Raw genomic sequence first — 23,843 nt, 5'->3', positions numbered from 1 at the left:
GGCATCACCAACGATAGGTCAGCTTGCCCATGACCGTTCTTCCGTCACCGTAATAACATCCGAAAGTGGAGCAACTAGAAATATATTCTTTATCAGTCAAGTTTTGCACCTGAAGCGAGGCGCGGTAGCCGTTCTTCTCGTAATGCACAGCGAGATCGAGCAGGGTGAGGCCCTTCATCTCGAAGGTATTGGCGGCATCGCCATAGCGTTTTCCGACATAACGCACACCGCCGCCGATGCCGAAACCCTCAAGGGCGGTATCTTCCGGGAAAGTGTAATCAAGCCATAGGCTTGCGGCGTGGCGGGGCGTGCTGTCCAACTCCTTGCCGTTATTCACGCGGCCGGAGACCTCGCTGTCCATGTAGGTATAGGCAGCGCGCAGGTCGAGCCCGTCGGCAAGGCTTGCGACGCCCTCGAGTTCAAGGCCTTTCACATGCGCCTCGTCCATCTGCTGCGTCACGCCGCCCACAGTCGTCGTGACGTTTTTCTGTGTCAGATCGTAGACCGCGGCGGAGAAGAACCCATCGAAACCCTCGGGCTGGTATTTGACGCCCGCTTCCCATTGTTCGCCGGTGGTCGGTTTCGGCGCATCGCCGACAGCCGGCTGCGGCACCGGTTCGAAGGAGGTCGCATAGCTGACATAGGGCGCGATGCCGCCATCGAACAGATAGCTGACGCCGACGCGGCCGGTCAGCTTGTGATCGTCCTTGTCGAGCGAGCGGTAGGTGGCGCCGTTGAAGGTCGTGCCGCTGGTGCTTGCCCAGTCCTGCCGCAAGCCAGCGGTGACCCGCCAGTTCTCGAAGGCCATCTCGTCCTGCGCATAAAGGCCGATCTGGGAAATATCCGTCTTCACATCGGCATAGAGCGTGCGCGACGTGAGGCTGATCGGCCCGCCATAGACCGGATTGACGGGATTGAGCGGCGTCGCGGCCCAGAACTCGGTTTTGACGTTATTGTCGAAATAACGGTAGTCCAGCCCGACAAGCAGGGTGTGGTCGATTGACCCCGTGGAGAAATCCGCCTGCAGGCTGTTGTCGATGTTGAAGGTGTTCAGCAGCTCGTCCTGGAACGTCGCATTGCGACGGATGAGATTGCCGATCATGCCGCCGTTGGCCGACGACATGCCGAGCGCGCGGTAGGACCAGTCGAAATTGGAATAACGCGCATTCTGCCGGAAGGTGAAGGTCTCGTCGAAACGGTGCTCGAACTCATAGCCGATATTGGTGAATTTACGGTTCGACGTATCGAAGGACGGATCGCCGACATAAAAGCTGCGGTCCAGCATATTGCCGGGTCTGAGATAGGTCAGCGCCGCCGGCAGGCCGGAGGGCGAACTCGGATTGTCATGCTGATAGGAGGCAAGAACCGTCAGCTTCGTATCCTCGTCCGGCTGCCAGGTGAGCGCCGGTGCGATGAAATAGCGGTCGTTCTGCAGATTGTCCGTCTGAAGGTGAGCGTTGCGCGCAAGACCTGTCAGGCGATAGGCGAAACTGTCGGTGCCCGCGACCGGTCCACCGATATCGAACATCGACTGGTAATAGTCGAAGCTGCCGATCTGCGCCCCCACTTCGCCGAAACGCTCGAAGATCGGCCGTTTGCTGATGAGATTGATGAGGCCACCGGGATTGCCCTGACCATAAAGCACCGAGGCCGGCCCGCGAATGACTTCCACCCGCTCCAGACCATAAACTTCATAGGACGGCGCACTGGCCGTGCGCATCAACCGCAGACCGTTTAGAAACTGCAACTGGTTCCCCTGAAAGCCGCGGATACGCGGCGCATCGAAACGCGGATCGGCGCCGAACGGCTGCGCAACCACACCGGGAACATAGTTCAACGCCTCGCCGAGAGTGCGGACGTTCTGCACATCCATCTGGTCCTTGGTGATGACGGAGACGGATTGCGGCGTCTCGATCAGGGATCGCCCCGTCTTGGTGGCGCTGGCGCTCGTTTTCGCCACATAGCCTTTCACCGGAGCCTTGGGGTCCTGATTTTTGGTGCTGTCCACTGTGATGGTCTGCAGCACCGTCGTACCGGCCTCCTGCGCAAAGGCGGAAGCCGGGGCAAAAAACGCCGCATAAGCGATGACGGCGCAACCGCCAGCCAGATTGGAAATGTGTTTGATTTTTCCCTGCACGCCAAGACCCTTCATCACCCGCGCCACCACAAGACGGTATTTTCTGGAGAATTTAAGTCATCTTATTACGCAAGGGACGGATTGTGATCCAATAAGCGCAGCCGGTTTTTTTCAGAACTGTTGATTATGAAAACTCACATCGATAATAGCTTTGAATTATTCAAATCTGCCGGGAAAGGCCGTGACGATGGGCAGGAAACCGGCAAGCCGGGCGGAGACATTCGAATTACGCCACCTGCGCTATTTCACCACGCTGGTAGATGAGCGCAATTTCGAGCGCGCCGCCGCCCGCCTCGGCATTGCCCAGCCGGGCCTGAGCCAACAGATCATGGCGCTCGAACAGATTGTCGGCATGCCCCTTCTCGACCGGACGCGCCGCTCGGTGAAACTGACCACGCCCGGGCAGCTTCTCTATGACGACGCCCGGAAGATCCTCGCCAATGCCGAGGCGACGCTTGCGGCGCTCAAACGCGTCGACCGCGGCGAAACCGGGCGCATTTCCATCGGTTATGTCGCCTCGGCCGCCTATTCCGGCCAGATGATCCGGTCCATTGCCGGTTTCCGTGCTTCCCATCCCGATGTGGAGATGCAATTGATCGAGATGGAGATGCGGCTGCAACTGGCCAAGATTGCCGACGGCAATCTGGATTTCGCCTTCATCCGCCCGCCCGCGCCCGTTCCGGAAGGTGTGACAACCCATGTGGTGCTGCGCGAACCGCTGATGGCCGCGCTTCCTGAAAACCATCCCCTGGCCTTTGCGATGCAGGTCGATCTGAAAAACCTTGCCGGCGAGACCTTCATTACCCCGCGACAGCCGCCGGATGTCGGGTTTCACTACAATACGATAGAGGCCTGCAATGAAGCCGGGTTCCAGCCGGCGATCACCCCGGAAGGCAGGGACTACACCACGATCGCCAGCATGGTGGCCATCGGCCTCGGCGTCGCGCTGGTGCCGCGCTCGCTTAATTGCCTGAGGTTGCCCGGTGTGCGCTACCTGCCGCTTGCCGCCAGTTCCACGACCTCGGACCTCGCCATCGCCCACCGGAAAACGGAAGCCTCTCCCGCCGTCAGGGCCTTCATTCTCCACATGCGCAATTGAAGCGGGCAGCATCCGCCCGCCTGTCGATCCCGTGGAGGAAAAATCCGACATCATCCGTTTGCGCCGCATTGGCGGCAAAAGGCGGGGGCGGCGTAACGCCATGAAATTGCGAAAAGAATGACGCTCTTGCGGGCAGGCCCAAGACGAGGCCGAAATCCTGTCCGGATATTTCCTGTACCCGCTTTTCCCCATGGCCGCAGCGCATCCCATAATCGCACCAGATTTCGATTCACGGGAGACAGCAATGGCTGAGACTTACGAACACCACGCCGCCGGCCTCGAATCCCCGGCATCCCACGCTTTCGATGTGGTTCCGGACGATACGAGCCCGCTTCCTTCCCCCACCCGCGCCATCTATGTGGGCAATGGCGGCCATCTCTGCCTGACCCTGCTTTCCGGGGCGACGGTGACCTTCCAGAACCTGCCCGCAGGCAGCCTGCTGCCGGTCAGGGCCACGCGCATATTTGCAACGCGCACCACCGCCACAGGCATCGTGGGCCTCAATTAAGGGCTCTATCGTCATCCGCCAAACGGCCACCACGGAGTGTGACACTTTCATGACAAGCTTTCAGGTTGATGTCAGCAAAATGACGCATCCGCCATTGGTCGGCCCATGCGGCAGCCTTTCCGGAGGCGTTTTCGCCCCGTCTCCGTTGCCGCCGGCCTATTGTAAATCTGGTGGATCTGACAGTGGCTCTTTTTACCGCGAAAGCGACGGGAACAGTAACATATCGTCCGGAAATCGGCAGCGTGCCGCTCAGCCTGCTGACGGCGGCCTATCTGCTGTTTTTCACGAACCGGACATTCTGGTCGAAGGTTCACACCTATCTTTCGGCCTATCCGGTCGCCATCGTCGCGCTTTATGGCGCCATGGCCGCCCTTTTCGGCGCGCTAATCATTATTTTTTCCGCCAAATATCTCATCAAGCCGTTCTTGATCTTCCTCATCTTCGCGGCGGCGGCCGCTTCCTGGTTCATGGATCGCTACGGCATCGTTATCGACAGCGATATGATCCGCAACGCCATGGAGACGACACAGGCGGAAGCTGGCAATCTGATCACGCCCGGCTTTCTCTGGCACATGGCGATTTACGGACTGTTGCCGTCCCTCCTCATCGTCGCCGTGCGTGTGCGGCACCGGACGATCCTCGACAAGCTTTTATGGAACACGATCAGCATCCTGATCTGTCTTACCATCGCCGGCATCATCAGCTTCGCCAATTCCAAGACCTTCACCACCGCCGTGCGCCAGCACAAGGACATTGTCAAAAGCGTCAATCCCCTGTCGCCGATCATGTCGGCCATTCATTATTTCACGCTGGCCGGCAAGGAAGTCGATATTCAGGTCAGCCCGGTCGGCAGGGATGCGAAAATCCTGCCTTCATTGGGCGGCGTCCGCAAACCCCGCATCACCGTCATCGTGGCGGGCGAGACCGCGCGGGCCGCGAACTTTTCCCTGAACGGTTATGGGCGCGAGACCAATCCCGAACTCGCAAAACGCGGCGTGATTTATTTTCCAAACACGACCAGTTGCGGCACCGCGACGGCGATTTCCATTCCCTGCATGTTCTCGAAGTTCCCGCGTTCGCAATATAGCCACAACAAGGCGCTCGCCAATGAAAACGTCATGGATGTTCTCGTCCATGCCGGTGTCAGTGCCACATGGCTGGACAACAATACCGGCAGCAAGAACGTGGCCGACCGTATCCCTTATTTCGATCTGCCCTCGACCAATGACAGCCGCTTCTGCACTGGCGGAGAATGCCGCGACGATATCTTCTTCGACAAGCTCGATTCCTGGCTCAATAACGTTACCAGAGACAGCGTGATCGTGCTGCACCAGATGGGCAGCCACGGGCCGACCTATTATCTGCGTTATACCGACGAATTCCGCAAATTCACCCCGGATTGCCGCACGGCCGAGCTTGGCAACTGCTCCGACGCGGAGATCGTCAATTCCTACGACAACACGCTTCTTTACACCGACCATTTCCTCTCGACCGTGATCGACAAGCTGAAGGCCCGTTCCGACAGGCTGGCGACGAGCATGATCTATGCATCGGACCACGGCGAATCGCTTGGCGAGAGCGGCGTCTACCTGCATGGCGCGCCGTATCTGCTGGCGCCCGACCAGCAGACCCATGTGCCGTTTCTCGTCTGGTTCGATGACGATTTTGCCAAATCCATGGGGCTCAACAAAGCCTGCCTCGCAAAAACCGCGGCGGAGGGCGGGCGCTCGCACGACAATTATTTCCACAGCATCCTCGGCATGATGAATGTCTCCACATCGGTCTACGATCCATCGCTCGATGTGTTCGGCGGCTGCACCCAGCGTCAGAACAGCTGAAACACTGTGCTTGACGCTTATCCGGAGAAAGAGATACGCAAGACGAAGCGATAGAGGGAGCTGTCTTGCGGGTTCTGCTTGTTGAAGACGATCATGTGCTGGGCGAAGCGCTGCGGGACCATGTCGCAGCGGCGGGTCATGCTGTCGACTGGTTCAAGACGCTGGGTGACGCCATGGCCGCGACGCTGACGATGGCTTACGGCCTCATCCTGCTCGACATGCGCCTGCCGGACGGCGAGGGCATTACCCTTCTGCAAGGCCTGCGCCAGCGCGATGACGCGACGCCGGTCATCATTCTGACGGCCCACGACCAGGTCTCCGACCGCATTGCCGGACTGAACGCCGGTGCGGACGATTATCTGGTCAAGCCTTTCGATCTCAACGAGCTTTCGGCCCGCATGCTGGCCGTCTCGCGCCGTTACGAAGGGCGTTCTGCTCCCGTCATCCGCCTGCCCGGCATCGAGATCAATCAGGTGGCGCGCAACATCACGGTCGATGGGACGGCGCAGACGCTGAGCGCCCGGGAATGGGCCGTGCTGGAGAAACTCGTCGAACATCCTGGCGCCGTCGTTTCCAAAGCGCAATTGCACGACACGCTTTATGAATTCGGCGCGGAAATAGAAAGCAACACGGTCGAGGTCTATATCAGCCGGCTGCGCAAGAAAATCGGCCATGACCGCGTCGAGACCGTGCGCGGCGTCGGCTACACCATCAGATAGTCAGAATTACAAGCAGGCAGAAATGGCCAGACCGACCAGCATGACCCGCAAGCTCGTGACGGCGCTGACCAGCGTTGTCGCCATATCCTGGCTACTTGCCTGCGCGCTGGGCGTCATGGTGATGCAGGATGAGTTCGCCGAGATTTTCGACGCGGGCCTTGAGGAGACTTCAGAAAGGCTTCTGCCGCTTTTGCTGGACGATCTTCGCGAAAACAATACCGCGCCCGCCGCGCAGAAACTCAACAAGCCGGCGGAGGGGGCGGAATATCTGACCTACCAGGTTCGCGACCGTGAAGGGCAAGTCGTGCTGCATTCACATGACAGTTCGACGGAACCTTTCGAGGTACCGCTCGATCCCGGTTTTTCAGAGACATCGTCGCAACGTATCTTCACGATCGCTTCGCCGGACGACAATTATTTCCTGCAGGTCGCCGACGCCTTCGCCAATCGCCGCGAGGCGATCGAAGAGGCGGGCGCCGCGCTGCTTCTCCCCGTTCTCATCCTCATTCCCGCCAGCATTTTTGCCGTCATTGTGGTGGTGCGCAGAACGCTGCGACCGATACAGACCCTGCGCGACGATATCGGCAAAAAGGACGGCGGCAATCTCGCGCCGCTGCCGACGCAACCATTTCCGGGCGAACTGCATCCCATTGCCCGTTCGGTCAATCTGCTGCTCGGACGATTGCGATCGGCAATCGATGCGGAACGGGAATTCACCGCCAACAGCGCCCATGAATTGCGCACGCCGATTGCCGGCGCGCTGGCGCAGGCGCAGCGGCTGCATGCAGACATTCCGCCGGAGCTTGCGCCGCGTGTGGAGAACATCGAAAAATCCCTGCAGCATCTCGCCCACCTGGCCGAAAAACTGCTTCAGATGTCGCGCGCTGAAGCAAAGATCGGGGTCACCGATAAAACGAGCGACGTCATCCCCGTGCTCGAACTCGTGATCGATGACATGAGCAGAACGACAATCGGAACGTCGCGCATCCGTTTCAACAATCGCCGCGACGGCGGTTTACCCTGCAGGATCGGCGCGGATGCCTTCGGCATCATCATTCGCAACCTTCTCGAAAACGCGCTGATCCACAGTCCGGCGGAAAGCCCGGTGCAGGTCGTCGCCGAAGCAGACGGCACGATCCACATCGTCAACTCCGGGGCGGCTATCGATGGGGGGCTCTTACCCAAGCTGACGACGCGTTTTACCAGGGGCCAGACCACGGCGGACGGAACCGGGCTTGGTCTGGCCATCGTCAAAAGCCTCGTGGAGCAAGCCGGCGGAAAGCTGCTGCTTTCCTCTCCGGCGCCGGGCCGGCAGGATGGTTTTGAGGCCCGTATCGTCCTTCCTGTCGAACCCGCCTGACTGCAGAAAAGAACAAGCCCCGCCGGAAGGGCGGGACTTTTGCCGGTCTGGATGCGGGTCGCTCAATCCTCGTGAATATGGCTGTGATCGCGCGTGTCGCGCATCTTCACATAAACCACCAGCGACAGAGCGATCATGATCGTCACATACCAGAAGAACCAGCTTTCGTGGCCGATTTGCTTGAACTTCAGGGCCACGAATTCCGCCGTTCCGCCGAATATGGTGTTCGCCAGCGCATAGGGCAGAGCCACGCCAAGCGCGCGGATATGGGCAGGGAACATTTCCGCCTTCACCACCGCATTGATGGAAGTATAGCCGGTAACGATCAACAGACCGACCAGAACGAGGGCGAAAGCCATGATGGGATCGGTCGTCGTCGAAAGCGTGCTGAAGATCGCATAGGTGCACAGCGTTCCGAGAATACCGAAGCCGACCATCAGCGGTTTGCGGCCGATCTTGTCGGACAGCGCGCCGGCGAGCGGCTGGCACAGCATGAAGACGAAGAGCGCCGCCGTGGTGATCTCCGTGGCGCTTTCCTTGCTGAAGCCGGAGGTGTTGACGAGGAATTTCTGCAGATAGGTCGTATAGGCGTAAAAGGCGAGCGTGCCGCCAGAGGTGAGCGCCATGACCATCAGCGCTTCCCTTGGATAGTGCTTGAACAGCGCCCATCCGCTGGACTTCGGCTTGTCGACAGCACCGGTCTTGGCATTTTCGAAGGACTGCGTCTCGACAAGGCCGCGGCGGATATAAAATACCGCAATCGCCAGAAGGCCGCCGATGAAGAAGGGAATGCGCCAGCCCCAGGAGCCGAGTTGTTCCGGCGTCAGGATCCGCTGCAACACCAGAAGCACCGCCAGCGCCAGAAGCTGACCGGAAATGAGCGTCACATACTGGAAACTGGAGAAGAAACCACGGCGGTTCTTGCCGGCCATTTCGCTGAGATAGGTCGCGCTCGCCCCATATTCACCGCCGACGCTGATACCCTGCAGAAGCCTTGCGAAAACCAGAATGGCCGGCGCGGCAATGCCGATCGCCTCGTGGCCGGGCGTAATCGCGATCAGCAGCGAACCGAGACACATCAGCGTGACAGATAAGGTCAGGCCGGCCTTGCGGCCCTTGCGGTCGGCATAGGTGCCCATGAACCAGGCCCCGATGGGCCGCATCAGAAATCCGACTGCGAAAACGGCGGCTGCACTCAGAAGCTCGGCGGTCTGGTTTCCGGAAGGGAAAAACACCGGCGCAAAATAAAGGGTGAAGGCCGAATAGACATACCAGTCGTACCATTCGACGAGATTGCCCGCCGATCCGCCGATGATGGATTTCAAACGGGTTTTCTGATCCGGCGCGGTGGCGGGACCATTTGCCATAATATTCACGGGTAAACTCCAATTCATCTTCGTCTGGAGATGGAAGGGCGAACGGAAGGTGTGATAATTTGTCGCTCTCGGTGGGGGTATATACCCGCCATATTGCAGTGCGCAAGTTTATACCGCGCCGCAATATTGACGAAAAAACAGCAAGGGCGAGCAAAACCCTCGTCGCGCCATTTCTGTAACCACACGGCTTTTCGTCGGGATTTTGGGTGAAAACCGCGAAAGCGGAGGTGCCCGATTGTGATCCGCCTTGTAAGCCGCCCGTGCTCAAACTAAAAAATATCAATGATTTACGATATATCGGACGTACAGATCGAGAAGCTCCTCATTGCCGCCGCCCGCGCCGGCGAGGCGCTGGCGCGGCTGGACGAGCGGATCGACCGGTCACCGATGAAACAGGGCTTCATCGAAAGACAGGATTTCACCGATGCCATTTCATCCATGTGGGTGGATGGCGAACTCGTTCACATGGAAGATCTCGTGCTGCATGACGCCCATATGGATGTGCGCGCGCCAACCCATGAAATGACGGCGGCGCACCGGATTCTCCGCTCGCGACGGCTGATCTTTTCCAATGCCTCCGGCTGGGCCTTTACCGCGCCGGGCCTTTCTAGGCTACGCGGCAGGGCCGCGCTTGCCGAAGAGCCAGCACCTCCACGGCAAACACTCGACCATTCCCGCGATGAAGATGCCGACGCAGAGGAGGAAACATCGCTGGACGGCGCTTTTTCCGAGCTGGACGCGCTGCTGGCGCGAAGCGCCGCAACGCTCGATGCGATCACCACCGGAGGCGCGCTTCAGCCAATGCACAGGGAGGAAAGCCATGCGATCATCAACGAACCCGACTGGGACGAAGACGAACGGTTGAAAGAATGGTGGGCTGTCCTTGCGCGCACGGAAGAACTGCCGGCAATCCTTCGCACCGCCATCCTGCTCGACGCGTGGAACATGATCGAGGTGTTGCAACGCAGCCCCTGGCTCGGCCGACTTCTGGTCTCCGCCTTTCTGCGCGACGGCGCCGTCACACCCGCTCACCTGCCGGCCCTGAGCGCCGGTCTGCGTGCGATCCCACGGGAGCGCCGGCACGCCCGAAACCAGACGCAGCGGATTGCCGCACTTCTCGACAGCTTTTACGAAGCGGCGCAGGCCGGCATGAAGGAACATGACCGCCTGACCCATGCGCGAGAACGCATGATGCGCAAACTGGCCGGCCGACGCTCTTCCTCTCGCCTGCCGGAACTGGTGGAGCTTGTCGTCTCTCGACCGGTGGTTTCGGCGGCGATGATTGTCAAGGAACTCGGCACCACGCCGCAGGGCGCTATAGGCCTCGCCAACCAACTGGAATTGCGGGAAGTGACCGGCCGTGGCCGGTTTCGCGCCTGGGGCATGCTGTAGCGAAAGCCGCCCGTCCTCGCAAGAGCCCTGAAAACGTGGGATTTTCGGCCATTTTCGGGCAGGGCGTGCCGCAGGAATGCGGCGATCACGAATCTTAACAAAATTTAACTATTGCGTAGGTCGATGAAGCCGCTATGTTCCTCGCTGCGTTGCAGCACCGATATTCTTCTCCGGCAACGCGGTCGCATTTGGCCCCGGCAACTTTTCTGTGCCGCCCGCATTTAAGTGTCCATTCTGAGGGAGATGCAATAATGACAATTTCAATCTCACAACCCGATTCCGATCACGAAACCGATGCTCCATTTGCCAAAAAGGTCCTCACCGCACGCAATCTCGCCGGATATACGGTCGAACAGCTTGCCGTGACCTGCGGCCTGACCACCAGCGAAATACGCGCGCTGGAAGACGGCACGGACAGCGATCCGCTGCGCATCAGACGCGTTGCCGCAGCACTTCATATTCCCGTTGAAACCGTTATCTGATCCACCTGGCGATCATTAAAAATCTCAGCGCCGCCGGGGACGATGTTCCCGGGAACATCCGGGCGGCGCGCGTGGCCTGATTAAGCCAATCCCTTCCGGAACATTTTCCGCGCTCCTCTCTTAACATTTTCGTTATCCGGCACCACATGGGGTTCGCGAGCGACCATGTTTCGCTTTTGCGACATGTGCCCCGCTTGCGCGAGAGCAGCAACAACCTCCGGAATCCTGCCATGACACTAAGTCTCGACACCGAAGAACGGGTTTCTTCAGCACTGGATGAATTGTGGCCGGCGGAGAAGACGGAAATTCTTGACTGGCTGATCACGGGCACCAAGGACGAACGCTTTATCGACGAGATATTCGTCGAACTCTGCAACAGGCTTCGGGAGAGCGGAGTTTCCGTGGCGCGGGGCGTGCTCGCTTTCCGCATTCGCCATCCGCAATGGCTTGGCGCGCGCATTCTGTGGAAAGCCGGCCTGTCCTCCGCCGAGATCGCCACCTATGGCTACGGATCTGAAAATACGCCTGAATATCTCAATAGCCCCATCAACGACATTCATCAGGGCGCCACCGAAGTCCGCCACCGGCTGAACGGAGAAGACATCGATGAGCCCGGCTATACGATCTACGAAGACCTGCGGGCCGAGGGGCTGACGGATTATTGCGCCTGGCCGATCGAGCATACCTTCGGCAAGCGCCATGTCGCCACATTCTCCAGCGACCGGCCCGGCGGTTTTTCCGACAGCGAAATCCTCGCCCTGAAAAACCTGCTTCCGGCACTGGCGCTCGTCAGCGAAATACGTCTGAAGAACCGCATGACGCGCACCCTTCTGGAAACCTATGTGGGGCCGCATGCGGGCGAAAAAATCCTCAACGGCGCAACGACACGCGGCAGCGGTATGACGGTGGGTGCGGCGATCCTGATCTGCGACCTGCGCAATTTCACCCATATTTCCGACCTTTGGCCGCGCGACGATGTCATCGAGCTTCTGAACGGTTATTTCGACGCCATGTGCGATCCCATCGAGGAATTCGGTGGCGAAATCCTGAAATTCATGGGCGACGGGCTGCTGGCGATTTTCCCGCTCAGCGACCCGCAGGCCTGCGAAAACCTGCTGAAAGCCATTGCCAGCGCGCAGAAGAGCCTCGTTGCGCTGAATGAGATCAATCGCCGCAAGGGACACGATCCTCTCGGCTACGGCATCGGCGTGCATGTCGGCGATGTCATGTATGGCAATATCGGCTCGAAAACCCGCCTCGATTTCACCGTCATCGGCCCTGCCGTCAATATCGCGTCACGGCTGGAAACGCTGACCAAGGAGACCGGGCGCAATGTGCTTTTCTCAGAAGAATTCGTGCGCACCGCCGGATATCAGGGAAAACTGGAAAATCTCGGCCCATGGCTGTTGCGCGGCCTCGAAACCCCCGTTGAGGTATACGCCCTGCCACATAATACGGCCCTGACAGCTTCGGCTGATTGATTGTTGCGCGGGGCTTTTCTCGACACCAGCCATCCGCGCCGCACCATCTTCCTGAAGGCGTGATTTCGGCCCCCTGGATCATCGTCAAAACGCTTGACACATCTGCGATGTCGATCTAGCAAAATAGAACATATATTCCATATCGAAACATTGCTTGTATTCATATTCTGTCCTTCCGGGAGTGAGGGATGGGTGTGAGAAACCGGAGGAAAGATGGTTACGAAATTGGCGCTGCTCGGCGCTGGACGGATCGGCAAGGTCCACGCCAAGGCGATCACCACCGACAGCCGTGCGCAGCTGGCGGCCGTTGTCGATGCCATGGCCGGCGCTGCGGAAGCAATCGCCCGCGAAGCGCAGTGCAAGGTCAGCACGATCGATGAGGTTCTGGCCGACAAGACGATCGACGCCGTCATCATCTGCACCCCGACCAACACCCATGCCGACCTGATCGAGCGTTTCGCCCGCGCCGGCAAGGCGATCTTCTGCGAAAAGCCCGTCGATCTCGATGTCGCCCGCGCGGAAGCCTGCGCCAAGGTGGTCGAGGAAACCGGTGCGAAGGTGATGCTCGGTTTCAACCGCCGTTTCGACCCGCATTTCCAGGCCGTCCACAAGGCAATCGACGATGGTCGCATCGGCAAGGTGGAAATGGTCACCATCACCAGCCGCGACCCCGGCCCGCCGCCGGCCGACTATATCAAGGTCTCCGGTGGCATTTTCCGCGACATGACCATTCATGATTTCGACATGGCCCGCTTCCTGCTCGGCGAGGAAGTGGAAACCGTGTTCGCCACCGGTTCCGTTCTTGTCAATCCGCAGATCGGTGCGCTGGGTGACTTCGACAGCGCCAGCATCATCCTGACCACGAAAAGCGGCAGGCAGGCGATCATTTCGAATTCCCGCCGCGCCACCTATGGTTATGATCAGCGCATCGAAGTGCACGGTTCGGAAGGCTCGGCGGCTGCCGAAAACCAGCGCCCGGTTTCCATCGAAATCGCCAATGCGGAAGGTTACACCCGCCCGCCGCTGCATGATTTCTTCATGACGCGTTACACGGCGGCCTATGCTGCGGAAATCACCGCCTTTATCGACAGCATCGAAAACAATGTCGCACCGTCACCCTCCATCAAGGACGGTCTGATCGCGCTGAAACTGGCCGACGCCGCGCTGAAATCCGCGACCTCGAAGACGGCCGTGACGATCGGCTGAAGCCACAACCGGGACGCTGAGCGTCTTGCTGAACCTTCTGTCCGCCGGGCAATCGTTGACGGCGGACAGCCGCGCCTGTCCCAAAGCCCTCGGCAGCAGGCTAACATCATCCGAGCTCCACGTCGACCTGCAGGGCGACGCGCGTCTGCGCGGCGGGAGAGACTCCTTTCAGTCCAAGGACTTGGACTGGCTGGAACCCTGTGACAAGCACAGGGGAAAGCACCGCAAAGCTACATTCCAGCAATCGACCCTTGAAAACGCAGCTTCCACACTTGCATGGCAGCTATTCGGAAAATAAGGTTGTCTGACAAGGTGCCGTCATAAAATATGGCCGACACCCACCTCATTCATCCCGAATACTCTTTTGCCGACGGCAGTCGGATAGCGGTTTTCTTATGCCATCACCCAGAACCGGCTTTCTTTATGCGCTTGTCGCCTTCACGATCTTTGCGGCGCAAGATGGCATATCGAAACATCTGGGCAGCGCCTATCCGCCGGTTTTTATCGCCATGCTGCGATATTGGGCCTTTGCCGTTTTTGTTCTGCTGATGGCTGCAAAATCCGCCGGCGGCATCAGGGGCGCCGTCATGGCCAACCGCCCTTGGCTGCAGATCGGCCGTGGCGTGCTTCTTGCCGTACAGATCGTTTTTTCCATCTTCTCCTTCGCCGTCGTCGGGCTGGCGCACAGCCATTCCATCCTCGCCTCCGCGCCGCTGATCGTTGCGGCGCTGTCCATGCCTTTGCTGGGAGAACATGTGGGCTGGCGGCGCTGGAGCGCCATTTTTGTCGGCTTCATCGGCGTTCTCGTCATTCTCAAGCCGGAGGGCGACGGTTTTGATAACAAGCTCATCATCACCTTCGTGGCCGCCTTCATGTTGGCGCTCTACAGCGTCCTGACCCGCCTTGGCAGCAAGAGCGATTCAGCGATGACCAGCTTCTTCTACACCGGCGTGGCCGGCGCGGCGGCCCTGACGCTGGTCGGCCCGTTTTATTGGGTCAACCTCGCTCCGCAGGATTGGGGCTGGATGCTGGCGCTTTGCATTACCGGCATGAGCGGCCATTATTGCCTGATAAAGGCGTTCGAACTGGCGGATGCGGCCTCCGTGCAGCCCTTTTCCTATTACCAGCTGGTGCTCGTCTCCATCATCGGCGTCACCGTCTATGGGGAAGTGGTGACGCCCAACATGGTCATCGGTGCGGCGATTGTTATCGCCGCCGGCCTCTTCACCATCTGGCGGGAGCATGTGGTTGCCCGCAGGAACCGCCGGGAAACGAAATAGACGGCCAGCGCTGGAAATCCCTAGACGAGGGCCGCCTCACACCGCAACAGCATCCCAAACAGGTCACGTGGTTCATCCGGGTCGGCCAGCAGATCCAGCTCGGTATAAAGCCCGGTGGATGGCAGCTTTGAGCGCACGTAACGCAGCGCCGAAAAATCTTCCGTCGCGAAGCCGACGCTGTCGAACAGCGTGATCTGCCGGTCGCTTGCCCGCCCCTGCTTTTCACCCGATATGACCTGCCAAAGCTCGGTGACGGGATAATCCGCCGGCAATTGCTGGATTTCACCTTCAATGCGCGTCTGCGGCGGATATTCCACAAAGATATCCGATCGCAGCAGAATGTCCCGGTGCAACTCCGTCTTGCCGGGGCAATCGCCGCCCACGGCGTTGATGTGAATGCCGGGCCCGACCATGTTGTCGGTCAGGATCGTCGCATATTGCTTGTCGGCGGTGACTGTCGTGATGATATCCGCCCCTTCGACCGCTTCCTGCGAGCTTTCACAAATCTTGATGGCAAAACCCTGCCCGGCGAGATTGCGGGCGCATTTTTCGCTGGCGGAAGGGTCGATATCGAATAGCCGCAGCGTGTCTATGCCGAGGATAGCCTTGAAGGCGCGCGCCTGGAATTCGCTCTGTGCGCCATTGCCGATGATGGCCATGGAGCGGGAGTTCTTGCGGGCGAGATATTTTGCGGCAACAGCGGAGGTGGCGGCGGTTCGCAGCGCCGTCAGGATGGTCATCTCGGTCAGCAGCAGCGGATAACCATTGCCGACATCGGAAAGCACGCCGAAAGCCGTCACCGTCTGGCGGCCTTCCTTCATGTTCTTCGGATGGCCGTTGACATATTTGAAGCCGTAAAGCGTGCCATCGCTGGTGGGCATCAGTTCAATGACACCTTCCTTCGAATGTGAGGCAATGCGCGGCGTCTTGTCGAAGCTTTCCCAGCGGCGGAAATCCTCTTCCACCACCCCCGCAAGTTCGCGCAGAAACGTATCGATGCCCACGCGCAGCACAAGTTTCATCATGTGATCGACGCTGACGAAGGGGACGATATTGAGGTTCGGTATCACGGTCATCATATCACCCCTTTCAGCCGGCCCGCGTCGGGCGGTCCATGACCCGCTTGCCCAGCAGGCTGGCGGCGAGATCCACCATCAGCGTCGCGGTTCTGCCGCGCTCGTCGAGAAACGGGTTGAGTTCCACGAGATCGAGACTACAGACCAGCCCGCTATCATGCAGCATTTCCATCACGAGATGCGCCTCACGGAACGTCGCGCCGCCCGGAACCGTGGTGCCGACGGCGGGCGCGATGGAGGGCTCGAGAAAATCGACATCCAGACTGACATGCAAAAGCCCGTTCGCCGCCTGAACCCGAGCGAGGAATTCGCGCAGCAGGACGGCAACACCGTGCTCGTCAATCGAGCGCATATCGTGAACGGTGATGCCGCTTTTTTCCAAAGCGGCCCTTTCGGCCGGATCAACGCTGCGGATGCCGATCATGCCGATATTTTCCTCAGGCACCGCATGGGAAAGCGGCGGGAAATAACCGTCAAAACCCTTTCGCCCGCTGAAATAGGCAACCGGCGTACCGTGCAGATTGCCGCTGCGCGTCGTCTCCAGCGTGTGATAATCGGTATGGGCGTCGAGCCAGAGCACAAAAAACGGACGGCCCTTTTCAGCCACCCGGCGCGCCATGCCGGCGACCGTCCCTGCGGAAATCGCATGGTCGCCGCCGAGAAAGATCGGTACGGCATCCGCGCTCTCACGATAGGCAGCCTCCGTCAGCGCCTCGGTCCAGGCCACGGTTTCAGGCAGATGATGCACGGCGGGATTGGGATGGTTAAATTCGCGGAAGGTCGCCGGCGTCACATTGCCGGTATCGACAACGCGATGCCCCAGTTCTTCGAGAGCATAGGCAAGCCCCGCAACGCGATAGGCGCTCGGCCCCATTTCGCATCCCAGTTGCCCGGCCCCGATCTGCAACGGCGCACCAACAAGCCTGATTTCCATTCCCGTCCTCACTTTCCTGCCAACAAGCCCAAGTTCACCACAGCGATCCGGCGAAATGAACATCAAATATTGGCAATATTATCGAAATAAGCTATCGATGTGGTAAAATTGATTTAGCGAATTGGTCATATGGACAATCTCGACGAGCGGCTCATAACCCTTCTGCGCCACAATGGCAGGCGCAGCATTTCCGATCTCGCAATCGAGACGGGAACCTCGCGCGCGACGGTGCGCTCGCGCATCGAAAGAATGGAAAACGACGGCACGATCATCGGCTATACCGTCATCCTGCGTGCCGACGCCGTGGAGGCTGCAATCCGCGGCATCATGATGATCGAAATTGAAGGCCATGTGACGGACCGCGTCATCCGCACACTCGGCGGTTTTCCGGAAATCTCCGAAATTCACAGCACCAACGGCCGCTGGGATCTTATCGTGGAACTCAACGCCGCCACGCTCAGCGATTTCGACGCGGTACTGCGCCGCATCCGCTTGGTGCCCGGCATTACCGGCAGTGAGACCAGCCTCTTGCTCTCCACCCCGCGTTCCACCCGCGCACGGCTCTGAGCCACGGGCAAACGCAAAACAGGGATAAAACGCATTTTTCGATTTTTTCGACTTGCGCCCCGGAATAAATCATCTATATGACGACCCACCAAAGCGAACGCGCCACGCGCTTTAAGGCTTTTGGGGAATAGTTCAATGGTAGAACAGCGGACTCTGACTCCGTCGATCTTGGTTCGAATCCAGGTTCCCCAGCCAATTCTCCCTAAAAGCCCTGAATTCCTTGATTTTCCAGTCGTGCCGGATAGTGTTTTGGCATCATCGGCGACCTGATGCCCAAAACTGGTGCCCAGAGGTGATGCCCACGCCGTTCAAGCGCGAGGGACGAAGCTGCGGGCAAAGACAGGGCATTCGTCATGGCCGTGCGCCACGAAGTCGAGAATCTGATCCGCCGCGGAAACATCTTCTATTGGCGGCCACGCGTCCCGGCCGCTCTCATCAACTGCGGTCCCGGTACGTGTCAACGGGGCGGTCGCCAATCAGTTCGATGAACAACGCGAGGCGACTCTGTGCTGTCGAAAGATCGCGTTCGATGTTAGCTCCGCCTCCGAGGCGTCGCGCGGTGATATATGTCGGGATCACATCGGTCAGTGCCGGCTGAGGCGACTTCGGACGCTTAACCGTTCGTCGATCCAGCTCGAAGGCCGGAATGAGCCTCCCATGAGCATCGCGACGGGTGCCTTCGTCATCCGGCAGGGGCTGAGGAGGTGCGTGTCCTTTATCCGTCTCCCGTTGCGGCAACGACGATGCCGTAGACTGGGGAATGGTCGGGGCCTGTTTCGACACAGCCTCCGAGAGCGCGGACGACGCAGAGAGTTTTGCGAGGGCGGACTGCTTCAGAATCTCTGAATGGCCGACAACAAGTTCGTTGAACGGCTCGCCGCGGGCCTGCTACTCCAGTCCCCTATTGAGGCTGACGAGGTCGCGGACGCCTGCAGTTCGCCAATAGGGATCGGCGCGTCCGAGCGGTCGATCATCCGGAGATAGGCCTTCAGCGCGCCTTTCATCTCGATGACGGCTTCAAGAGCCCGCATCTCGCCGTCGTCGTCATCTTGCATGCCTCTACCGTGCCTCATCTCATCGAACATCAATCTGACCTTCGCCGCCAGAAGGTCGGCTAACAGCCTGGCACGCCTGTGGGAGCAGGCGCCGAGGCTGAGCCGCAACGGAGGAATAGCACGTGTGCCGCCGCTCGTCTTTGGTAGCTTGACCTGGAAGATGTAAACGGACCCTGATTTGGCGAGGTAGGGACCAGGGCCCCTGCCTTTGGGCTTTGCAGACGGAGTCTGATTCGACTGCTCGGGCGATACCCCGACGTGTACCGGAAGGTGTACCGGGCGCGATACCTGCATGATTTTCACTCCTCAAGGGCCGCTGGAGAGCAGAGGTTTTGCGAGGAAATCCAAGGTCTTGCAGGTAATCTGGCGGAGAGTGATTACAACTTGGCGGAGAGGGTGGGACTCCCGCCTAACCGCCAAAAAAGCTCAGGAAACAAGGTGTTTTAAACCGTCGGATTGGTGTTGTGTGTACCAATGTTGTGTGTCGCGTTTTTTAAATGACCGCGACATGAAACGTCAACTAATTTGCTGGTAACTGGTGTGGTTAAATAAGGAGTACTGCGAGAGTATGGCATATTATGTCGATGAGCTTCTGGATCACACCGGAAAAAGCCTCGGATGGTTTGTGTTTTACGCCAACGGGGACATTTTTCTGGGCCCCTACGGGGACGAGGAGGCCAACAATTTTGTGTATCAACTAAATCGCGATGAACCCATCCCCGATTTGATGCCTTCGGGGCAGCGTGAAATAACTGTCGACCTATACAACGCGGAAGGTTTCTTCGGGACCGCAGTATTTGACGAATACGGACGCTTTGTTCCGGGCACCTTTAAGCGCGCCACCGTTCAGGCTACAGCTTCGGTTAGTTCTAGTGGAATAGGCAACCCAGGTGCTTGATTGATGACATAACCGAGTGGCACCACGTAAAATTACGTGATGCCTCGTCGCTCCGGCGGCGACATGGCCCCTGCCAGGTCTCCATGAAATGGCCGATGCTTAGAACGCAGTGATAAGCTATATTCGGTCTATATAGTACACTTTTCTGTTGTCCTGATCTTCGCCGGCGGGCACGCTTTGGGTATTTCTCCGAGCGCCTGCAATGGCCTACCAATTCGCCCGCATCGAAATTTTTGCCCGTTCCGACAAGGCGGGACGAACTACGGATTTCATTTTTAATGAGGTGACGCGGGTTCCCTCGGCGTCGGTGCATGTCCAATCCCCGAAGCCCCCGGAGGTCGTGTACGGCCTCGACGTGGACGCGCTGCGCGCGCTGCACGACGAACGGGCGGCGGTGGCGAAGACACCGCGGACGGACAGGAATGGCAAGACGACGTTCAAGGCAATCCGGAAGGGTCAGAACACCCTGGCTGCCGTTGTCTTCAGCCATCCCGCGACGATGGAGGAATACCGCGCCAGCGCCGACGTCCGCCGCGACGTCCAGAAATGGGAGCAGGCCTCGATCGACTGGCTTCGGGAACAGTACGGGGATCGGCTCGTGTCGGTCGTGCGGCACACTGACGAAAGCCACCCGCACGTACATGCCTACCTGCTTCCCGACGACACGGAGATGCGGGCGGGGCGGCTGCACGCCGGCTATGTTGCGAAGAACGCCGTTATCGACGGTGGAATGCTTCCAGGTGAAGACAAGAAGGCCCTGGATAAGCGCGCAAACCGCGCCTACGTCGCGGGTCTCCGGGAGTGGTTAGACGACTACCACCAGCGGGTGGCCGTTCCCGCCGGCCTTACCCGTATCGGTGCCGGGAGGCGTCGCCTGACGCGGGCGCAATGGCATCAGGAGAAGGCGCAGGCTGCGGCACTCAAGCAGGCCGTAGAGCGGGCTGCCGTCGTAGAAGCGAAGGGCCGCGCCTACATCGAAAGCACGAAACGGAAGGCTGCTGCGATCAGGGCGGACGCCGCGAAGGTGAAAGCTTCGGCGGATCGCCTGAAGGGCGTCGGCGGGGCCGTTCGCGCTGTCCTCGACGGGGCACGGGAGTCCTCTCTACGTGAGAGTTTCCGGCAGGAATCTGCCGCCGAGATCGCCGCGGCGAAGGCTGCCGTGGAGAAAGCCAGAGCGGTCGCCGTCAGAGAGCGAAACTCACGCCGCGAGTTTGAGCGAAAGGCTAACGATGCCAGCTATGCGCTCCGCCAACAGCGGCAACGCCTGCTCGCCGCGCAGCAGGAAATCCGGAATCTGTCGCGAGCGCTTGCGGAGGCACTGGACGAGCCGGCTCCGATACTAACACCGGGAGGGATGACGCCATGATGACGACAGGCGAAAAGATTTTTTGGCAGCAGGCGCGCGAGGTCCTTTGGGACATAGGTATGTTGCACCTCGATCTGGCCCATGGTGCTGCGGTGGACATCGTGCATCGGTGTCTACTGCACCGCAGGCGTCCGACATACCATCGCCAGGCATTCCTTGAAGCGGAGTGTCCCCCGTTGCTCGTGTACCTCGAAAAACTCTCCTCCAGCGGAGATGCGGCAGACTGGCGGACGCTGGAAGAACGCATACGGCTTCGTGGAGAAATCCTCCGCGACGTGGAAATGCAGCCGTGCGCAAAGCCTCGGCTCGCGGCGATCTGGCACACGCTGCCGGAGCTGGCCGCGATCGGCCAGACGATCCTTGACGGGGCCAAACCCAAGAGCGTGGCGGATTTCGAAGTCGCGCCTGTTTCCACCGACGCCGACGCGAACTCCGGCAACAGCGGCAGCAGCGGCAGCAGCGGCAGCAGCGGCAGCAGCGGCAGCAGCGGCGACGACAAGGGGAGCGCGGGGAAGTCGGGATCGGCGGGAACGGCGGCGAAACCGAAACCCGCACGAAGACTGGCCATACCGGTCGTCCCCGTTGTCTTGACCGAGGCCGAGCGGAAGGTGCTCGGCCTCAACAAGCGCGGTTCGGACGCCGACGCGAAGAATGACGTCACGCCTGACGGCCCGGACGGAACGAACGGCCCAACGGGTCCAAAGATGCAAGGAGGCCCGAAATGATCGATCTGCTCGCGGAACCACCTTCAACCGATATCGCCTGGCAAATCGTCAATGCGGTGTTGCCGAGCGAGGCGACGACGATGTACGGCCGCGTCCTTCGGGTCTTCACGGCGACACTCGCATTCCTCGGCAGTCTCCTCATTGCCTACCAGACCGTGCAGGGCATCGTCGCCTCGGCGCGCACGGGGCAGGCGCTTGGCGAACGCTGGCATATCATATGGACGCCTCTCCGGTTTGTCTTGGCGATAGGGCTTCTGGTTCCCGTGTCTTCAACGGGGTTTTCCAGCGTTCATTACCTTCTGCGCGACTTCATTGCCCGGCCGGGTATAAATCTCGGTAATGCCCTTTCGAACACGGGGATCACTGCCGTCGTCAAGGAGGGCGTCACGATAACGCCTGCGTCCTCGAACGGGTCGAGCATCGCCATGACGATATTGCGACACGAAGTCTGCGCGTCGGTCTACAATCAGGCGGGAAGCCTTTGGGGTTGGAATGCGCGTCTGCCCGATCCAGAGGGTGCTGAGACGGGCACGGGCATCTTCGGGTCAGAGCGCCGCCACACCTGGGCCTATGGTCCGACGTGCGGCCAGTTCTCTATTAGCGCTCTCGACGATCGCCCGTCTTTTTCGAAGGCGCGGCGTGAGGCAATAAAGGCGTTCGTGATTGTCTTCAGGATGGAGGCTGGCCGATACGCGCGCCTTGCCGCCGAAACCTCGGGGTTGTCCTCGGCGGACGCAGCGGCAAAGGCGGTGACGTCCAATGTGCTGTCTTCCGATCTAGTCCAGCGCATCCGCTCCATGGGTGCCGCCTACGATCGTGCAATAACGGCCGCGGCGAAGGAAGAGGCAAATACCATCGCGGCCGGCTCCCGTGACGCACTCGTTGACGGTGCCCGTCAGGAGGGATTTTTGACGACGGGCATGTACTGGAGAACTCTGGCGCAGGTTTCGGAAATCACGACCGCGATGACAAACGAACGACCCGAAGATACCCCGCCCCGTATCGACGGGGACTTCGGCGAAGTAATCCAGAAAGCGTTCGATGCGTTGCGATTGCAGGTATCAGGTGAAGCCGAGCGGCAGGCACTGAGCGCCAACGATTTCGCGGCGGCCGGCGACGAAACGGCCGACCCGTCCACGAAGATTCTTGCTCCGGTAGCCCGCTCGATCATCGAATGGGCAGCGAAGCCTGCTGACGACAGGGAGCCACGCGATGAAATGGGCTCTCTGATTTCGTCCGGCCACGCGATGATGGCAGGCGTTTACGCTGCTATCGCTGCGGGTGGTATAATTGCGGGCGTCGCAGGTAACCAGATCGTTGAGTTTTTCGGGGCCGCGGCAGTCGACTACTTTCTGGACTGGTCGAAGTTCGCCATCATCCCCGTCTGGATCATCGGCGCGCTCAGAGCTTACGTGATCCCCTTCATGCCGCATGTCTTCATGATCGTCTCCGGCGTTGCCTTGCTGGCCAACCTGATGGAGGCAATGATTGCCTTGCCGCTCTGGTGCCTCCGTTGGCTCAAGATGGACGGCAGCGATGATTTCGCGGGGGACAGCGTCAAGGTCGGCCTGCTCTTCATCGTTAATATCTTCCTACGTCCAGCATTGGCCATGCTCGCGATCTTCGCGGCGTATGGAGTGTTTAATCCGATCCTCGGAATGCTCGACCGTATGTGGGCCACGGCCTTCCTGGCGCAGTCGGGGGGACATGTTGTCGGCCTTCCTGGTTACATCCTGCTGACCTTCGGACAGACTTACATGGTCTGGTACGTCGTCTTGAGGACGTATGGTCAGATATGGGCTCTCCCTGACCGTGTTCTGGCCTGGTCCGGTCAAAGCACGTCCTACGGCGAGTCCGGGCTCGTCTCTGGTGCGTTCGGCGGAATGATGACTGTTGCCGGACGCGGCATGTTGCCCAAGAATATTCTTCCTGGGCTTTCGAAAAAGGGAGGGAAATCGAAATGAAGAAACTGGCATTCTGGACGGCCGGCGGGCTTAGTATAGCGACGGTCTGCGGTCTGGTGGGATTGCCCCACCTGTCTGCCACACTGGTCACGCTAACGGTGTTTTGCGCCTTGCAGGTCCTCGCCGTCTGGTCCTTTGGTGTCGTGTGGTCTCTCCCTGATCGTATCGCGGCTTGGGTGGAACCTGCGGCGAATGTTTCAGCCGAGGGAAAGAGAGAGGGCGGCGCATGAACTGCCGGGACGGATCGATATTGGGAGAATCTGTAATTAATTGGGAGAGATATGAGCTGATTTCTGGGCTGATCGGACGGGTCGCGATATGGGCTCTCTGGATGGCTGGCGCGGCATCACTCCTCTTTTTGGTGCTCTTTCCTATCGCCT

At 59.5% G+C, this 23,843-nt stretch carries 21 protein-coding genes and 1 tRNA gene; 17 read left to right on the top strand and 5 right to left on the bottom strand.

The window, feature by feature from the left end; translation table 11 throughout:
* Positions 1-4: 4 nt before the first annotated feature.
* A complete protein-coding gene (locus O9X91_RS17385) occupies positions 5-2,167 on the bottom strand; it encodes a TonB-dependent siderophore receptor (protein WP_269833300.1) in 2,163 nt (720 codons plus the stop codon).
* A gap of 157 nt (positions 2,168-2,324) precedes the next feature.
* On the opposite strand from O9X91_RS17385, the gene O9X91_RS17380 reads away from it, so the two are divergent.
* The 5 genes from O9X91_RS17380 to O9X91_RS17360 all read left to right on the top strand — a co-directional run bounded on the left by O9X91_RS17380 (position 2,325) and on the right by O9X91_RS17360 (position 7,661).
* On the top strand, positions 2,325-3,236 hold the full coding sequence (locus tag O9X91_RS17380; protein WP_269833301.1) for a LysR family transcriptional regulator: 912 nt from the start codon (positions 2,325-2,327) through the stop codon (positions 3,234-3,236).
* A gap of 244 nt (positions 3,237-3,480) precedes the next feature.
* Positions 3,481-3,744, top strand: coding sequence for a spike base protein, RCAP_Rcc01079 family (locus tag O9X91_RS17375; protein WP_059755951.1), 264 nt, complete (start codon positions 3,481-3,483; stop codon positions 3,742-3,744).
* 170 nt (positions 3,745-3,914) lie between these two features.
* On the top strand, positions 3,915-5,582 hold the full coding sequence (locus O9X91_RS17370; RefSeq protein ID WP_269833302.1) for a phosphoethanolamine transferase: 1,668 nt from the start codon (positions 3,915-3,917) through the stop codon (positions 5,580-5,582).
* A gap of 65 nt (positions 5,583-5,647) precedes the next feature.
* Positions 5,648-6,301 carry a response regulator transcription factor gene (locus O9X91_RS17365; protein ID WP_269833303.1) on the top strand — a complete coding sequence of 218 codons (654 nt, stop codon included), beginning with the start codon at positions 5,648-5,650 and terminating at the stop codon, positions 6,299-6,301.
* A gap of 22 nt (positions 6,302-6,323) precedes the next feature.
* Positions 6,324-7,661: a sensor histidine kinase gene (locus O9X91_RS17360; RefSeq protein ID WP_269833304.1), complete on the top strand. Its 1,338-nt coding sequence runs from the start codon at positions 6,324-6,326 to the stop codon at positions 7,659-7,661.
* 62 nt (positions 7,662-7,723) lie between these two features.
* Here the strand turns inward: O9X91_RS17360 and O9X91_RS17355 are convergent, their stop codons facing one another.
* On the bottom strand, positions 7,724-9,028 hold the full coding sequence (locus O9X91_RS17355; RefSeq protein ID WP_269826974.1) for an MFS transporter: 1,305 nt from the start codon (positions 9,026-9,028) through the stop codon (positions 7,724-7,726).
* Between the two features lie 291 nt (positions 9,029-9,319).
* Here O9X91_RS17355 and O9X91_RS17350 point away from each other — a divergent pair, with 291 nt between their 5' ends.
* From O9X91_RS17350 to O9X91_RS17330, 5 genes are all read left to right on the top strand, one after another.
* A complete protein-coding gene (locus O9X91_RS17350) occupies positions 9,320-10,429 on the top strand; it encodes an RHE_PE00001 family protein (protein ID WP_077984748.1) in 1,110 nt (369 codons plus the stop codon).
* Between the two features lie 251 nt (positions 10,430-10,680).
* Positions 10,681-10,911 carry a helix-turn-helix domain-containing protein gene (locus O9X91_RS17345; protein WP_003522093.1) on the top strand — a complete coding sequence of 77 codons (231 nt, stop codon included), beginning with the start codon at positions 10,681-10,683 and terminating at the stop codon, positions 10,909-10,911.
* 230 nt (positions 10,912-11,141) lie between these two features.
* Entirely contained in the window at positions 11,142-12,392 is a 1,251-nt protein-coding gene (locus O9X91_RS17340; protein ID WP_142913383.1) for an adenylate/guanylate cyclase domain-containing protein, read from the top strand.
* 213 nt (positions 12,393-12,605) lie between these two features.
* On the top strand, positions 12,606-13,598 hold the full coding sequence (gene iolG / locus O9X91_RS17335; RefSeq protein ID WP_269833306.1) for an inositol 2-dehydrogenase: 993 nt from the start codon (positions 12,606-12,608) through the stop codon (positions 13,596-13,598).
* Between the two features lie 395 nt (positions 13,599-13,993).
* Positions 13,994-14,878 carry a DMT family transporter gene (locus tag O9X91_RS17330; RefSeq protein ID WP_137412541.1) on the top strand — a complete coding sequence of 295 codons (885 nt, stop codon included), beginning with the start codon at positions 13,994-13,996 and terminating at the stop codon, positions 14,876-14,878.
* Between the two features lie 20 nt (positions 14,879-14,898).
* Here the strand turns inward: O9X91_RS17330 and O9X91_RS17325 are convergent, their stop codons facing one another.
* Positions 14,899-15,954 (bottom strand): ornithine cyclodeaminase, encoded by a 1,056-nt coding sequence (locus tag O9X91_RS17325; RefSeq protein ID WP_077984848.1) that lies wholly within the window; start codon positions 15,952-15,954, stop codon positions 14,899-14,901.
* Between the two features lie 13 nt (positions 15,955-15,967).
* Positions 15,968-16,888, bottom strand: coding sequence for an arginase (gene rocF / locus O9X91_RS17320; protein ID WP_077984744.1), 921 nt, complete (start codon positions 16,886-16,888; stop codon positions 15,968-15,970).
* 129 nt (positions 16,889-17,017) lie between these two features.
* Here rocF and O9X91_RS17315 point away from each other — a divergent pair, with 129 nt between their 5' ends.
* Together O9X91_RS17315 and O9X91_RS17310 are read left to right on the top strand one after the other, a co-directional pair.
* Positions 17,018-17,455, top strand: coding sequence for an Lrp/AsnC family transcriptional regulator (locus O9X91_RS17315; protein WP_077984743.1), 438 nt, complete (start codon positions 17,018-17,020; stop codon positions 17,453-17,455).
* Positions 17,456-17,576: 121 nt separating this feature from the next.
* Positions 17,577-17,650, top strand: a tRNA-Gln gene (locus O9X91_RS17310).
* 638 nt (positions 17,651-18,288) lie between these two features.
* Here the strand turns inward: O9X91_RS17310 and O9X91_RS17305 are convergent.
* On the bottom strand, positions 18,289-18,510 hold the full coding sequence (locus O9X91_RS17305) for a hypothetical protein (RefSeq protein WP_161596368.1): 222 nt from the start codon (positions 18,508-18,510) through the stop codon (positions 18,289-18,291).
* A gap of 568 nt (positions 18,511-19,078) precedes the next feature.
* Here O9X91_RS17305 and O9X91_RS17300 point away from each other — a divergent pair.
* The 5 genes from O9X91_RS17300 to O9X91_RS17280 all read left to right on the top strand — a co-directional run bounded on the left by O9X91_RS17300 (position 19,079) and on the right by O9X91_RS17280 (position 23,693).
* Positions 19,079-19,408, top strand: a complete 330-nt coding sequence (locus tag O9X91_RS17300) for a hypothetical protein (protein WP_269834352.1) — start codon at positions 19,079-19,081, stop codon at positions 19,406-19,408.
* 202 nt (positions 19,409-19,610) lie between these two features.
* Positions 19,611-20,774, top strand: coding sequence for a plasmid recombination protein (locus O9X91_RS17295; protein WP_269834351.1), 1,164 nt, complete (start codon positions 19,611-19,613; stop codon positions 20,772-20,774).
* A complete protein-coding gene (locus tag O9X91_RS17290) occupies positions 20,771-21,499 on the top strand; it encodes a hypothetical protein (protein ID WP_269834350.1) in 729 nt (242 codons plus the stop codon). Before O9X91_RS17295 ends, O9X91_RS17290 begins: the two co-directional genes overlap by 4 nt.
* A complete protein-coding gene (locus O9X91_RS17285; RefSeq protein ID WP_269834349.1) occupies positions 21,496-23,463 on the top strand; it encodes a DotA/TraY family protein in 1,968 nt (655 codons plus the stop codon). The genes O9X91_RS17290 and O9X91_RS17285 overlap by 4 nt, the downstream gene beginning before the upstream one ends.
* Positions 23,460-23,693, top strand: coding sequence for a hypothetical protein (locus O9X91_RS17280; RefSeq protein ID WP_269834348.1), 234 nt, complete (start codon positions 23,460-23,462; stop codon positions 23,691-23,693). The genes O9X91_RS17285 and O9X91_RS17280 overlap by 4 nt, the downstream gene beginning before the upstream one ends.
* Positions 23,694-23,843 lie beyond the last annotated feature (150 nt).

Source organism: Agrobacterium salinitolerans (genome assembly GCF_027498475.1).
Taxonomy (GTDB): domain Bacteria; phylum Pseudomonadota; class Alphaproteobacteria; order Rhizobiales; family Rhizobiaceae; genus Agrobacterium; species Agrobacterium salinitolerans.
The sequence above is the reverse complement of the archived record's forward strand: the minus strand, read 5'-3'. Positions and strand labels throughout refer to the sequence as shown.